Annotated in this window: 15 protein-coding genes and 1 pseudogene; 8 read left to right on the top strand and 8 right to left on the bottom strand. The window is 54.7% G+C overall.

Going from position 1 to position 12,711, the window contains the following annotated elements:
• The first annotated feature begins 164 nt into the window (after positions 1–164).
• Genes J3P93_RS14025 through J3P93_RS14015 form a run of 3 tightly spaced genes read left to right on the top strand, consistent with a single transcriptional unit; the run spans position 165 to position 2,415 of the window.
• Entirely contained in the window at positions 165–905 is a 741-nt protein-coding gene (locus J3P93_RS14025; RefSeq protein ID WP_434588817.1) for an SDR family oxidoreductase, read from the top strand.
• A gap of 44 nt (positions 906–949) precedes the next feature.
• The gene (locus tag J3P93_RS14020) at positions 950–1,885 is read left to right on the top strand and encodes an SDR family oxidoreductase (protein ID WP_434588815.1); all 936 of its coding nucleotides are present in this window, start codon (positions 950–952) and stop codon (positions 1,883–1,885) included.
• A complete protein-coding gene (locus J3P93_RS14015; RefSeq protein ID WP_434588813.1) occupies positions 1,885–2,415 on the top strand; it encodes a DUF1097 domain-containing protein in 531 nt (176 codons plus the stop codon). The genes J3P93_RS14020 and J3P93_RS14015 overlap by 1 nt, the downstream gene beginning before the upstream one ends.
• A 386-nt stretch (positions 2,416–2,801) precedes the next feature.
• Here the strand turns inward: J3P93_RS14015 and J3P93_RS14010 are convergent, their stop codons facing one another.
• The 3 genes from J3P93_RS14010 to J3P93_RS14000 all read right to left on the bottom strand — a co-directional run bounded on the left by J3P93_RS14010 (position 2,802) and on the right by J3P93_RS14000 (position 3,781).
• Positions 2,802–3,029, bottom strand: coding sequence for a hypothetical protein (locus tag J3P93_RS14010; protein ID WP_434588811.1), 228 nt, complete (start codon positions 3,027–3,029; stop codon positions 2,802–2,804).
• Positions 3,030–3,206: 177 nt separating this feature from the next.
• Positions 3,207–3,416, bottom strand: a complete 210-nt coding sequence (locus J3P93_RS14005; protein ID WP_434588809.1) for a hypothetical protein — start codon at positions 3,414–3,416, stop codon at positions 3,207–3,209.
• 122 nt (positions 3,417–3,538) lie between these two features.
• A complete protein-coding gene (locus J3P93_RS14000; protein ID WP_434598376.1) occupies positions 3,539–3,781 on the bottom strand; it encodes a DUF7693 family protein in 243 nt (80 codons plus the stop codon).
• 175 nt (positions 3,782–3,956) lie between these two features.
• Here J3P93_RS14000 and J3P93_RS13995 point away from each other — a divergent pair, with 175 nt between their 5' ends.
• On the top strand, positions 3,957–4,442 hold the full coding sequence (locus J3P93_RS13995) for a hypothetical protein (protein WP_434588807.1): 486 nt from the start codon (positions 3,957–3,959) through the stop codon (positions 4,440–4,442).
• Positions 4,443–4,974: 532 nt separating this feature from the next.
• Here the strand turns inward: J3P93_RS13995 and J3P93_RS13990 are convergent.
• Positions 4,975–5,576: pseudogene (locus tag J3P93_RS13990) on the bottom strand (histidine phosphatase family protein); the annotation flags it as partial.
• Positions 5,577–5,931: 355 nt separating this feature from the next.
• Here J3P93_RS13990 and J3P93_RS13985 point away from each other — a divergent pair.
• The 4 genes from J3P93_RS13985 (at position 5,932) to J3P93_RS13970 (ending at position 8,409) form a co-directional block, all read left to right on the top strand.
• Complete coding sequence (locus tag J3P93_RS13985; RefSeq protein WP_434588805.1) at positions 5,932–6,192, top strand: transposase; 261 nt, start codon at positions 5,932–5,934, stop codon at positions 6,190–6,192.
• A gap of 287 nt (positions 6,193–6,479) precedes the next feature.
• Positions 6,480–7,010: a DMT family transporter gene (locus J3P93_RS13980; protein WP_046810135.1), complete on the top strand. Its 531-nt coding sequence runs from the start codon at positions 6,480–6,482 to the stop codon at positions 7,008–7,010.
• A gap of 190 nt (positions 7,011–7,200) precedes the next feature.
• Positions 7,201–7,920 carry a hypothetical protein gene (locus J3P93_RS13975; RefSeq protein ID WP_434588803.1) on the top strand — a complete coding sequence of 240 codons (720 nt, stop codon included), beginning with the start codon at positions 7,201–7,203 and terminating at the stop codon, positions 7,918–7,920.
• A gap of 120 nt (positions 7,921–8,040) precedes the next feature.
• Positions 8,041–8,409 (top strand): VOC family protein, encoded by a 369-nt coding sequence (locus tag J3P93_RS13970; protein WP_434588801.1) that lies wholly within the window; start codon positions 8,041–8,043, stop codon positions 8,407–8,409.
• A 7-nt stretch (positions 8,410–8,416) separates the two neighbouring features.
• On the opposite strand, the gene J3P93_RS13965 is transcribed toward J3P93_RS13970, so the two are convergent.
• The 4 genes from J3P93_RS13965 to J3P93_RS13950 form a co-directional block, all read right to left on the bottom strand.
• Positions 8,417–9,322, bottom strand: a complete 906-nt coding sequence (locus tag J3P93_RS13965) for a LysR family transcriptional regulator (protein ID WP_434598374.1) — start codon at positions 9,320–9,322, stop codon at positions 8,417–8,419.
• Between the two features lie 504 nt (positions 9,323–9,826).
• A complete protein-coding gene (locus J3P93_RS13960; protein ID WP_434588799.1) occupies positions 9,827–10,828 on the bottom strand; it encodes an NAD(P)H-quinone oxidoreductase in 1,002 nt (333 codons plus the stop codon).
• A gap of 2 nt (positions 10,829–10,830) precedes the next feature.
• Entirely contained in the window at positions 10,831–11,163 is a 333-nt protein-coding gene (locus J3P93_RS13955; RefSeq protein ID WP_434588797.1) for a carboxymuconolactone decarboxylase family protein, read from the bottom strand.
• 12 nt (positions 11,164–11,175) lie between these two features.
• Complete coding sequence (locus J3P93_RS13950) at positions 11,176–12,612, bottom strand: NAD-dependent succinate-semialdehyde dehydrogenase (RefSeq protein WP_434588795.1); 1,437 nt, start codon at positions 12,610–12,612, stop codon at positions 11,176–11,178.
• Positions 12,613–12,711: the final 99 nt, after the last annotated feature.

Raw genomic sequence — 12,711 nt, 5'->3', positions numbered from 1 at the left:
TGCTCAGCGCGCTGCTGTCACTAGCGTGTGCTAAAGCACTACCGCCATTATTGTTGGCGAAATTTGAATAGTGAAGGCTAAAAAGGAGTATTTATCAAAAAAACCTGCCATGGGAATCTACTCCCACACCACAACCAACCCAACGATAAAGGCAGGGGATGAACATGAATACTTCCAACGGCAAAGTAGCAATCGTCACTGGCGCTTCGCGCGGAATCGGTAGCGAGATCGCCAAGCGCTTGGCGCAGGACGGCTTCGCAGTAGTCGTTAACTACTCCAGCAGCGCTGGTGAGGCGAACACACTGGTCGCTACGATCCAGGCCCAGGGTGGCAATGCGTTAGCTGTAAAAGCCAACGTCGCCAGCGCCGCCGACGTGCGCCGTCTCTTCGAAGAAACCGAGCAGGCGTTCGGTGGTGTCGACGTTTTGGTAAACAACGCCGGCATCATGGCTCTTGCGACCATCGCCGAGACTGAAGACGAAAGCGTTGACCGCCAGATCGACATCAACTTCAAGGGTACTTTCAACACGTTGAGAGAGGCTGCGAAGCGGATGCGTGACGGTGGCCGCGTAGTTAATTTCTCCTCAAGCGTTGTTGCCATGTTGCAACCAACCTATGGCGTTTACGCCGGTACCAAAGCCGCCGTCGAAGCGATGACGAGCGTGTTTGCGAAAGAGCTACGCGGGCGCAGCATCACAGTGAATGCTGTTGCGCCTGGCCCAACAGCAACTGATCTGTTTTTGAATGGTAAGCCTCAAGAAATCGTGGATCGTTTATCCAAGCTCGCGCCACTGGAGCGCCTGGGTCAACCACAAGATATTGCCGCAACCGTCGCCTTCCTCGTGGGCTCCGATGGTGCCTGGATCAACGGGCAAACCCTGCGCGCCAATGGCGGGATTATCTGAAGCAACGTCTTGGATTCTGACCCTACAGGTACTCGGAGAACCATATGAAACAAGTCATCGTTATCACCGGAGCTTCCAGCGGCTTCGGAGCCCTCACCGCGCGCGCACTGGCACAGGCTGGACACACCGTTTACGCCAGCATGCGCGAAACCCTGGGCCGTAATGCACCGCAAGTACAGGACGCGGCTCGTTACGCTGAAGAGCACCGAGTCGACCTTCGCACTGTCGAAATGGACGTTGCTTCCAGCGATTCCGTCGAAGCCGGTATTGCGCAGGTGATCAAGGAGGCAGGACGTCTCGACGTAGTTATTCACAACGCAGGCCACATGTCGTTCGGCCCAGCCGAAGCATTTACGCCTGAACAGTTCGCACAGCTTTATGACATCAACGTACTGAGCACCCAGCGAGTCAATCGCGCCGCACTGCCGTATATGCGCCAGCAGGTGAGCGGACTGGTTCTCTGGGTATCCTCCAGCAGCGCCCGAGGCGGTACGCCGCCTTATCTGGCACCGTACTTTGCAGCCAAAGCCGCAATGGATTCTCTCGCAGTGTCCTATGCAAGCGAGCTGACCCGCTGGGGGATCGATACTACCATCGTGGTTCCGGGCGCATTCACCAAGGGCACCAACCACTTTGTGCATTCTGGTACTCCTGCGGACAGCGAGAGGGCTGCTGAATATCACACTGGCCCGTATGCGGGTGTTCCGGAGCAGAGTCTCAAAGGGTTGGCCGCACTGGAGCCGGAAGACGCTGACGTTGCCGATGTGGCACGCGCGATTGTCGAGATTGTTGACATACCTGTTGGGCGCCGCCCTTTCCGGCGTCACGTTGATCCGTCACAAGACGGCGCGGAGATCGTCAATGCCATGGCTGACCGAGTACGTGCGGAAATGCTGCGTCGTATTGGCCTCGAAGACCTGCTTCACACCCGTGTAGATGAAGTGGGCGTCCAAATGGCTATGTCGCAGGAGCGCAAATAATGGCTACTTCTCAGAAAGCTTTAGTTGCCCCCGTTTCCAAGGTGATGAAGCAGGTGCAATTCAATGCGATCACGGCAGTTGCTGCGGTTACAGCTGCCGCAGCAGCGGCAGCTAGCCTGGCGCTCGAGCTACCCGTCTGGGCGATGTTCATTGGCTGGGTCGCATTTTTCTCCCGAGGTCATAGCTTCCGTGATGGCCTAGTCAACTACGGCAGTGTGTTGGCCGGTTTGATCATCGGAATGGCTGCGGCAACCGTAATTGCCGCGCTCAGCCCCTCTATCGGGAAAATGGCATTGCCACTTGTGGTATTTGTAGTCGCAATGGGCGTAGTTTCGCTTCGCGCGATTCCGGTGATGAACAACGTACTGAGCTATTTTCTCGGCCTTACAGCGTTTTTCGCTGCTCACATGGAACCGTCTTTGGAAGCTGGGGTGCGACTTGGCGGTGCCTCAGGGATAGGAAGCTTGGCGGCATGGCTTTCCCTGAAACTACAGCAAAGCGTGGCAGTTTGGAGACCGCGGCCATTCTGAATGCTCCGTTGAACATCCTGGGAAAAGCTAGATCATCCAAGCAATGACGCCGCCTGAGCTTGATGCAAGGGCGGTGTGCGTTGATGTCGCTACTTCGGGCAGAGCCCGGCGCAGGAAGGTTTGTTAAGCCGCGCCAAACCCTGTTTGATGTGCCCGGCATTCTCACCAATCGTCCACAAAGCGCCGCGAACGTTGTCCCCAACCCGACTTCTGGTAGCCCGCAGACAGCATTCGTTATCTGCTTTGGCGCGTGAAAGGGCGCAATTTAGTGTCGATTAATTCTGGGTGAGGCTGGCTTCACCGTCGTATTAGCTGCGCGCCTTAAGTTCTTGGAAACACCCCGCGCCTGGAATGGCTCGGTATCGGTCAACGCGCTGTAGGTGTCCTCACGGGATTTCTACGAAGCTCACATCGGTGTAACACGCGTCGAGGCACAATGACTTCCATGTTTGTGGCGTCTCATTTTCAGGGTGCTGATCCTCCGGCACGATGTAGAAGCTTTGTGCAACGAGGCGCCATTCATCATGTTCGTAAAAGTTTTCAGCCATTTCAACGAAGGTTTTTCGTTCGCCGTTTTTGCTGTAGCTAATTTCAAACGTCCGTAAGCCTGGCATTGCTCCCTCGCTGCTGGTGCCATTTGGGTGGCGGAAATTTCAATATAGTCCAGCGCTGTGTGGGAGCAAGTATCTAGAGCCAAAACAGTACCTTGCAGGGCTGCGTGCCGAAAGGGCAGTGCGGCATCGAGATTCAAGAGCGATCACCATGCGACCGCCACTTCGGGAGGGGCCGGGTCAAGACGACTTCTGAAGCCGCGCTAAGCCCTGTTTGATGTGCCCGGCATTCTCACCAATAGCCCACAAAGCCCCTCGAACGTTGTCCCCAACCTCAGCGTTCCCTTGGGCTTCTACATGGAGCGTCAACTCCATCAGCGCCGCCTCTAGGGCGAGCTGATTCTGGTACATCCTTTCCAGCACGTCTGATAACGAGTATTCGCCTGCCATTTTCTTTCTCCTGTCCTTGGAATCATCTGAGGATATGCGTTTTGGAACGACCTAGGTATCAAGCGTATCTCGCGTGGTTTTTGAATGCATCGTAAATGCTCGCTCGCTATTGGCTCTGGTCTTCAGAGCTCCTTCAGCTGGTTCTCAAGCTTTTGACGTTCCCATACAGACAGCAGTGCAATCGGATCTGTGCCGAACCGGTCTGCTGAATCGAACGACCAACGCCGGCCATCTGGGCTTATGCACCCTTCACAGTAGTCGAGCTCATCACAATCGTTGAAGATCGTAATGCTCCACCCTTCGATCTTTACCATGAACAAACCGGCATAGAGCTCATCCCAAGTCTGAGCGCTTAGCCTAACCATCACGCGTCGCCCGAAGATTGCATCGCGCAGTACTTGGCAAACCTCCCTCGCTGTGAGCACAGGCATAGACTCGTCAGTGCAGTCGTTTGAAACCATAAAAGAAACCAGCCGGTTTTGGTCGTTTCCTCAAAGGTACACTGGGAGCCAGGACGCAGGTACATCCAAGGTGGAAGAGATGAAGCTGTTTTTGGATTGTGAGTTCTCTCAGCTCAACCGTGAAACGAAGCTGATATCGCTGGCGTTAGTGCCTGAGGTTGGAGAGGAGTTTTACGTTGAGCTGATGGATACCTACCGAGTGGAAGACTGCAGCGACTTCGTGATTCAGAACGTCTTGCCGCAGTTAGATTTGAACCGTTATGGCAAGTCACTCGCCTCCGCCCAAGCTGCTATGAAGTCTTACCTCGGCAGTTTTGAGACACAACTCGAGGTTTGCTCAGACGCGCCAAATTGGGACTGGGTTTTTTTCTGCCTGCTTGCCGGTTCGGCTCATGAATGGCCAAGTCATGTGATCAACGAGCCCACGAACCTGATTCATCTGTTCCGAGACCTAGAAGGCAATGACCTCGGTGACGTCGATCTCCCGGAGCTTCCGCACCATGCACTACTCGATGCCAAGCTTCTTGCTGACCTATATCAGCAACTGAGAGCTAACCAGTCATGAGTTGGGAGATCCCGACCCATTGTTGTGGCGCGGCGCGCTTAGCTAGTCGGCGCAGGTACAGGAAAGCCGCGAACAACTCGAAGCCGTAATCCAGACCTGGGCAAAAGTACAATATTCGCGCGTTTCTCGCCGATATCGAAAAACAGCGCAACGATTGGATGGTGTGACGAGAGAGGCTGTCACGGAGCGGTTGGCCAACGCGAAGGAATTGATCGGCGACCTTGATGCGGGAAGAATGCAATTGGGCTCAAATCGTGACGCTGATATTTACCAACAGAGCTTTTCCTTCTCAAGTCATTCAGCTTCCAATGGTTTTCTAGCGGGAACGTTTAAGGGCGACAGATACACAGCCGCTTTAGCCTCTTGCATGTGTTGATCGGCACTCACATAGCCGGATCGTCATATGGCAGCGGGGAGCCTGCAGATGAGAAAGGTACGGCGCGCTCTTCAATGAGCAGACGCTCGAGATCGCGAACAGCTTGGTAGGCTCTGCCAGGTACGCACCAGGTGGCATCCGTTCGCCTAAGCGGCTTACTCTCCAACCTGCTCCGACCGGATCTAGCTGGTAACCATCACAATTGGGCACGTGATTGGCGATCTCATACTCACGCCAGTCCGCCATAGCTTGGGCATCAATGCCGAGCGGCTTGCACTCAATCAGCCAAGCTACGGCATTGATAAACTGACCATGGGAAAACGCTACGATGTCTTGGGCAGGATGTTCAGCAAGACGCTCGAGGAATGACTGAGCTCTAGCTATGAAATCTAGAAATGACTCAGCGCCTTCACCATCCGTGAGACCGGGATCAGCTTTGACCCAGTATGTCTCCACCCATTCTCGTCTTTGAGCGACGGTCGTATTAGTACACCGCGCAGGTTCAAGGTAGTGAATTCTTGTATAGGCCAAGTGTCAAGCGGGGTGAATGGGAAAGCAGCTACTGTCGCTTTTGCAGTTGCCAGCGCTCTAGAGAACGGCGATGGGATTATGAGAGTTGGAGGCCGAATGAATGATCGAGCTACATGATTCGCCTGCTCGATACCCCTTGGCGTGAGAGGAATGCTTGCGTGATCCTGACTAGGCTGGCCGGCATTCGCGGAGCTTTCTCCGTGGCGTATAAGCCTCACATGCTTCATTGCCAAGATACTCGAGTAGCCTTCTTCACTTGCTGCCCTCGATCGTCAGATTTACATATCCCCTTGACAAGGATACACCGCCGTCACAGAGGGTTTTCCACGCATGATTTACCGACCAGTTTTGCGGATTTGATAGAGGCCTGTATCCCCCGTCGTACCTAGGTTATACGGAAGGTAACGTCGAAAAAATTCAGATATTTTTGCGTATTTAAAACCGGTTAAGACCGAACCAACACAGCCTTTCGCGGTTCTGTGGTAAGCGTCCAGCGAAGTCACCTATCCGATCCCAGCGATAAGGGCGATGTTCTCCACCTAAACATACGTGGACACCATCACCCTTATCGTCAGGATTACCATGCGCCAAAGAACTTCTTATTCCAAACCCTTTAAAGCCCAAGTCGTCCAGGAATGCCTGCAACCCGGTGTATCGATGGCCAGCGTAGCTCTGCGCCACGGCATCAACGCCAACCTAGTTCGAAAGTGGATACCTGCTTATCGTGATCATCAGCCGCCGGCGTCCCGCTTTCGTCCCGATGAAACTAGAGCCCAGAATTCAGGCCGATCAGCAAACAGCTGTCAGGATAGGTGCCTTTCGGACAGCAAGAACTCACCGTGAAGTGGCCATCCTCAGATCCTGAAGGATGCGCTCGTTTTATCCGTGAGCTTGCCCCAGTGATCCGCATCGACGCCATCTGGCTTGCCACCGAGCCCATGGATAACTGGTTGCCTACCTGACGCGCAGCTTTGCTGCATCACTCATGACAAGAGTCTGTTATCAGACTTTTGATCAAACGGGTTATTATTCGCCTGGCGAATTCAGCATGTGCCTACATGTGATTTCCATTCATATATCGGATGCTTCAATATTTCCCCATCGACACCGAAACACCAGAGCTTACTGTCATGTTTGGGAAAATATCGATTCTCGCAAGTGTTCCAATGGGACTGGCTCTTTTAGCCGGCGCCTTGATTCCTCTTCAAGCCTCCAGCAATGGCGCCCTTGGCCGTGAGCTTGGACATCCACTGTGGGCTGCTCTCACCTCGTTGATCGTCAGCTCTGCTGTATTGATCGCAACCATCGTCGTTCTTCGTCTACCGCAGCCCAACATTGCGGGGGCCTTACAGGGGCCCTGGTGGCTTTGGATCGGCGGGTTCAGTGGTGCCATTTATGTGGCGATGGCCACCTTCCTGCCGCCAAAACTTGGGGCTTCGAACTACATCCTGTTCGTGATGGTGGGTCAGGTCATAGCCGCAATGCTTATCGACCACTTTGGCCTCTTGGGCCTCACTGCGAAGCCAATCAATTTGGTTCGGATTGCAGGGGTGCTGATCATCCTCTTCGGCCTGATAGTGGTTCAAGCCGGCTCAAACAAAGCTCCTGCTAGCTCCGACAACGTGGTTCAAGCCGCCACCGCGAACGTGAGCCTGAAGTAAACCAAATCCTCCCTTATTGGCTGGTTTTTGCTCCCAAGCACCAGCCCTTTTTATTCCGGTCGACGCACTTAGTCGTACCAACGCATGCGGCTTGCGTGCGAAAAGCCGAGAAGTTGTTCTCGTGTGACAAGAAGTGCATATGAACGGTCGTTCAGCACTCTATTTTTCGTTAACTGATTGAGGTGAATTTATGAATATCGTTAAACTGCAATTCAGTGATGGCCGTCCGAACGCTGTTGGCCTTGAAGACGTGAACGCCGTACTGCGAAGCGTAGGTGTTCGTGCAAGCACAGTGAGCATTTCGGAGGCGGCCAAACCCATCTTGAACGCATCGCAGTCCCGCGCCATCACCGAGGCAGAGCAAGAAGAACTGATCAAGCTCTTCAGCCTGAACCGCGCCCAACTTCTGGAACAGATCGAACTGGCTGGCCGAGTACCTGAAACCCCACGTGGAGGCCTACTTGGTACGCGTCAGCCTGGCATAGCCCCTTATCCCAAGGTCTACGACATGCTGGCGATTCCGGACGGTTACCGCGCAACCGTTCTGGAAACCTTTGGCCGCTTCCACGTCAACATGGCGCGCAACGGTGTAGGCATCGATGAAGTGATGACCGTCGTATCGGGTGGCCCCTTCACCTGGATGTTTGTTCTCCCAGACGCTGTGGTGGTAAGACTGACTGTTGGCCCTGCTACTGAAGAAACCGCGATCCGCTTGAGCTACCCAGGCATGGGTATCCACGCTGGGTACATGGATGCCAAACAGGGATTGGTCGTGGCGTATGCCCATGGCCCTGAAGAGTTCGACATGCACTACGACGAGCCGACTGCGCCGAATCCGCAACTGTTGAACACCAACCCTTGGGTGGACTTCTCCGGCGACATGCCGACCTTGTTTGAAAAAATCAGCTAAGTCTTCCCCAGCGACACTTCGCGCTTTTCGGTGCGAAGGGTCGTTCTCTGCCTCAGGAGACAACCGAATGTTTATTTCAAAGTTCAGCACATCGATCACGTTGTCCTGCGAGTTAAGGACATGGAAAGAAGTCTGGAGTTTTACATTGAGGTTCTCGGGTGTTTGGTCAAGAAACGCAACGATCAATACGCGATGATCCACCTTGCAGCAGGAAGCTCAATGATAGATCTGGTGGATATCGATGGCCCTCTAGGTGCCATGGGCGGCGGGGCACCAGGGAAAGAGCGACGCAATGCCGATCACTTTTGCCTTCGTGTCGAACCTTTCGATGAGACGGCGACCCTCGCCCACCTTCAAAGCCATGGCATCGCCGCTGACAAGGCAGTGACCCGGTATGGAGCAGAAGGCGTTGGCCCGTCGATCTACTGCTTCGATCCAGACGGTAATCAAGTCGAACTGAAAGGCCCAGCGCAAGCGGGAACCATGTGATTGAAAATCACGTCTCCTTGCTGCAATCCAAGATCGCTTGGCGGATCCACCTATTGGCAGGATCCGCGTCTTTACGGGTATGCCAAGCTTGCTGATACGATAGAAGGGGTAGATTCAGGGGGGCATCGAATGTTCGAAGCGTCGGATAATTGTCCAGCCCACTAGCCGCCCAGCTGGCAACGGTGAGAATAAGATCCGTACCGGCAATCAGCTCGATTGCCGCACTCCAATGAGGTAACGCCACAGCGATTCTTCGGCGCAGTCCCATGCTTGCCAGCACTCTTTCAATCTCGTCATTGGCGTCGGGCCGCAACGCGAGCATCACATGTGGACGTTCCAGCCATTCTTCCAACGTCAGGCGGCCACACTCCGGCAGGGCCTTTTCGTCGGCAAGACTAACGAAGTGCTCTGGGAATAGTCCCTGCACATGGATGCCCTCTGGATATTCCGGAAAAATGCCCAGCGCTACATCCAGTTCACCGTCCGCAAGCTGGGCCATCATGCTTTCACGGCTCGCTTGACTCACAGCAAGATCCACTCCGGGTGCGACGCTGCGAACGTGACGCACCAGTCTTGGCAGTATTCGGCGAGTAGCATAGTCCGACAGTGATAACCGGAAACGTGCTTGGGATTTACCGGGATCGAAGTCAGAAGCCCCTAATAAGTCGTTGAGGTGTCTGAGTGCCTGCTCAAGCGGTGCAAGCAAGCCTTGCGCTCTGGCGGTGAGCACCATTTTCCCGTCGCGGCGGATAAGCAACTGATCGTCAAAATGCGCTCGAAGCTGAGCGAGGGCATGACTGACCGCTGGCTGACTTTTGTGAAGACGAACCGATGCTCGGGTTACGTGCCGCTCCAAAAGCAATGCGTGGAGGGTCAGCAATAGATTCAGGTCGATTCTTCGTAGCTCTTCCAGCATTGGCTCGGATCTGCATGGTTTGTCAGGAGAGCGTATCAAACCGTCTTGGTTGGTGACAGCTCAGCTCAACCGACACTTTGGGATCGTGACGATTGCCAATTGGGGATGACTGATATTTCTGAACCTGATAACGATTCGGCGAAAAGGTGGTAGGTGCCTTCGCCGGACGGTTAACGTTGAAGTGCTGCAGGCCGGGGAACAGGGAAAGGCACGCAGCGAATCCAGCATCGCGCTCTAGCTGCCTTGCATCGTAGTAACCCCAGGATGCTCAAGCAGCGTTTGGATATGGCGCAATAAGCGCTCGTAACTCCTGGCCAACATCCAGATAAGTGACGAAATTCGCGGTGGCTTTCACGGCTGAGCTGGGAGCCGAATACGGAATACAGCTAATTCGCGTCATTCCTTTCCCGAGATAGCTGAGGGGCTGACGCGTAAAATTGACGCCAAGATGCTTGAGCAGCATCTTGGCCTTTTTGTGGAGAGCGCAATCCAAAACCGCGCTTAAACTAAGTCAGCAGGTTGCATAGTCAGGATGATTTTTCCAACATTTTCGGAAGACTCCATTCGGCGATGGGCATCGGCAGCTCGTGACAGCGGAAAAGTGCTATCAACTACCGGCTCCAGACTTCCAGCGCCATCGAAGCGATCAAGCCAATGCTCGCGGAAGCGCTTGATCATGTCGTGCTTCTCTGGCTGTGTGCGGGACTTCATGACAGTACCGATGATTTGCAAGTGGCGGTAAAGGATATGCTCCAACTCGACGCTGACCTTGCCGCCTCCGCCCAAGATGCCGACCTGGACAAGCCGGCCTCCATGAGCAAGTGATGCGATGTTGCGTGCAAAGTAGGGCTCGCCAACAAAATCAATGACGACATCAACCCCTCGGCCATTGGTTCTGTCCGCGATTACTTCTGCAAAGTCCTGCGTCTTGTAGTCAATGGCGACATCCGCGCCTAAATGCTCGACACGCGCCAGCTTGCTGCCTTCGGTTGTCGCATACACCGTGGCTCCGGTGGCGTATGCAAGTTGGACAGCGGCAGACCCCACCCCACCCGCAGCGGCATGGATTAATACCGAGTCGCCAGACTTAAGCCGAGCCAGGTGCATCATTGCTTCATGGGCGGTGACGAAGACCTCGGGAATAGCCGCTGCGTGGACATAGTCCAACTGCGCAGGTATCAGCATGGCCATGCGGTAGTCGATGCGTGCAAGCTCGGCATAGGCCCCACCTCCAACGACGCCCATCACTCTATCACCGACTTCGAAGCCCGAGACCAGATCACCCTTGGCGATTACCTCACCTGCGATCTCCAGCCCGATGATCAGTGAATCACCAAAATTAGGATGACCATAGCCGCCGGTTCGGTGAGTCAGATCTGCACGGTTCACACCAGCGGCATAAACCCTTACCAGCAAGTCAGTCGGGCGTACTTCAGGATTGGGAGCATCTGCTAGCTCAAGTACGTCCGCCGCGCCGAACTCTTTAATGCTGATTGCTTTCATGATCAGTTTTTCTCCGGTTCGGTGAAGGTGGCATTGGCGATAGCAGATGCGGTAATGGCGCCTGGAAAGCCTACGTAGAAAGCCAGGTGAGTTATCGCGGCGGCGATTTCGTCATGGGTGACCCCATTGTTCAAAGCCCTTCGCAGATGCGCAGGCAACTCTTCAGAGTGACCACCGGCAATCAATGCGGCCACTGTGATCAAGCTCCGGTCGCGTGGTGACAATGCCGGATCGCTCCATATCTGCGGGTACAGCGTCGAATCAACGAATTGCGAAAGCTTTGGTGTAAACGCCCGGGCTGCTTCACGAGGGCTGCTGAAATTGATATTGGACATGATGATGCTTCCTTAAACCTGGCTGATGAATTTGTTGGTGAGGTAATGCTCGATGCCTTCAATGCCACCTTCCGATCCATGGCCACTTTCTTTCATGCCGCCGAAAGGAAGTTCTGTGGCGACGATGCGGTATTGGTTGATACCGATCATCCCGGCCTCTAACCCGTCAGCGACATCTATGGCAGTCCGAGCGCTAGAAGTGAACGCATAGGCTGAAAGCCCGTATGGCAGGCGATTAGCCTCCTTCAAACCATCAGCCAAGTGATCGAATGGCATCATCACGGCGATTGGCCCGAATGGTTCTTCATGCATGACTCGGGCGTTCATAGGTACATCCGCCAACACGGTGGGCTCAAAAAAGTAGCCGCTGCATTCCAGGCGCTTACCACCGGCCAATACGCGTGCACCTTTGGCAACGGCGTCAGCCACCAGCTCTTCCATCTTGGCGAGCTGCCTTGGATTGGCTAGCGGCCCGACCTGGGTGCCAGGCGTCCGGCCATCACCGATTTTCAACGCGAGGGTGGCCGTCACAAAGTGATCTACAAATCTTTGATAGGCGCCACGCTGGATAAGAAACCGCGTTGACGAGATGCAGACTTGACCAGTCCCGCGAAACCGATTGGCAACACCTTCGACGGCTGCTTTTTCGATGTCTGCGTCATCGAATACCAACACCGGCCCATGGCCTCCCAATTCAAGGGTGATCGGCTTGACGCCCTCGGCAGCGCGGGCTGAAAGCAGCCGACCGATGGGTACAGAACCTGTGAAGGTCACCTTGCGGATGATGGAGGAAGCGATCAGGTGGCTGGACACTTGATCCGGCACGCCAAACACTACCTGCAGCACTCCTTTAGGCAATCCTGCGTCATCTAGAGCTCGTGCCAGGGCCAGCGCTGTGGACGGGCTTTCTTCACCGGGTTTGAGGATGACACTGCAACCTGCGGCCAGTGCCGCCGAGAGTTTCCGAGCTGGGGTAATAGCCGGAAAATTCCAAGGCGTGAATGCAGCAACGGGGCCGATGGCTTGGCGTTTTACCATTTGCAGCACACCGGGACGGTTGGCCGGGACTACACGGCCATCAATACGGCGGGCGCTTTCGGCAAACCACTCGAAGTATTCAGCCGCACGCGTTACTTCATCCAGGCTTTCCCCAAGCGGTTTGCCTTCTTCAAGTGTCATTTGCTCGGCAATATGTGGGGCCCGTTCCAGGATGAGATCGGCGGCCCGTTTGAGAATCTTTGCGCGCTGGTCAGGGACGGTATGGCGCCATTGTTCAAAGCTCAGTTTTGCCACTTCGAGTGCGTGATCAAGGTCGCTTGCTGTGGCGAGTGGAACGCGCCCTATCTCACCTGCGGTTGCCGGGTTAACGACAGCGGCGGTTGCGCGCCCTTCGGCACTGATCCATTCACCACCGATAAAAAGATAAAGCGGGTCGTAAGACGTGTTCATGGGTTTGCCCTTCGGTTGGTCTATCAATAGTTCGTACAAAACTCGGCGCCTGGGTTGTCAGCCTGCAGTGCTTGTTCAGGCGCCCTGTGCAACCAAGTC

The organism is Pseudomonas sp. R3-57, assembly GCF_051132065.1.
Lineage (GTDB): Bacteria > Pseudomonadota > Gammaproteobacteria > Pseudomonadales > Pseudomonadaceae > Aquipseudomonas.
Note: the sequence above shows the minus strand (reverse complement) of the source record. Positions and strands in the feature narration are given on the sequence as shown.

Coding starts and splice junctions, on each gene's coding strand:
- J3P93_RS14025 (WP_434588817.1), top strand. CDS start 165: ATGAATACTTCCAACGGCAAAGTAGCAATCGTCACTGGCGCTTCGCGC.
- J3P93_RS14020 (WP_434588815.1), top strand. CDS start 950: ATGAAACAAGTCATCGTTATCACCGGAGCTTCCAGCGGCTTCGGAGCC.
- J3P93_RS14015 (WP_434588813.1), top strand. CDS start 1,885: ATGGCTACTTCTCAGAAAGCTTTAGTTGCCCCCGTTTCCAAGGTGATG.
- J3P93_RS14010 (WP_434588811.1), bottom strand. CDS start 3,029: ATGCCAGGCTTACGGACGTTTGAAATTAGCTACAGCAAAAACGGCGAA.
- J3P93_RS14005 (WP_434588809.1), bottom strand. CDS start 3,416: ATGGCAGGCGAATACTCGTTATCAGACGTGCTGGAAAGGATGTACCAG.
- J3P93_RS14000 (WP_434598376.1), bottom strand. CDS start 3,781: ATGGTTAGGCTAAGCGCTCAGACTTGGGATGAGCTCTATGCCGGTTTG.
- J3P93_RS13995 (WP_434588807.1), top strand. CDS start 3,957: ATGAAGCTGTTTTTGGATTGTGAGTTCTCTCAGCTCAACCGTGAAACG.
- J3P93_RS13985 (WP_434588805.1), top strand. CDS start 5,932: ATGCGCCAAAGAACTTCTTATTCCAAACCCTTTAAAGCCCAAGTCGTC.
- J3P93_RS13980 (WP_046810135.1), top strand. CDS start 6,480: ATGTTTGGGAAAATATCGATTCTCGCAAGTGTTCCAATGGGACTGGCT.
- J3P93_RS13975 (WP_434588803.1), top strand. CDS start 7,201: ATGAATATCGTTAAACTGCAATTCAGTGATGGCCGTCCGAACGCTGTT.
- J3P93_RS13970 (WP_434588801.1), top strand. CDS start 8,041: ATGGAAAGAAGTCTGGAGTTTTACATTGAGGTTCTCGGGTGTTTGGTC.
- J3P93_RS13960 (WP_434588799.1), bottom strand. CDS start 10,828: ATGAAAGCAATCAGCATTAAAGAGTTCGGCGCGGCGGACGTACTTGAG.
- J3P93_RS13955 (WP_434588797.1), bottom strand. CDS start 11,163: ATGTCCAATATCAATTTCAGCAGCCCTCGTGAAGCAGCCCGGGCGTTT.
- J3P93_RS13950 (WP_434588795.1), bottom strand. CDS start 12,612: ATGAACACGTCTTACGACCCGCTTTATCTTTTTATCGGTGGTGAATGG.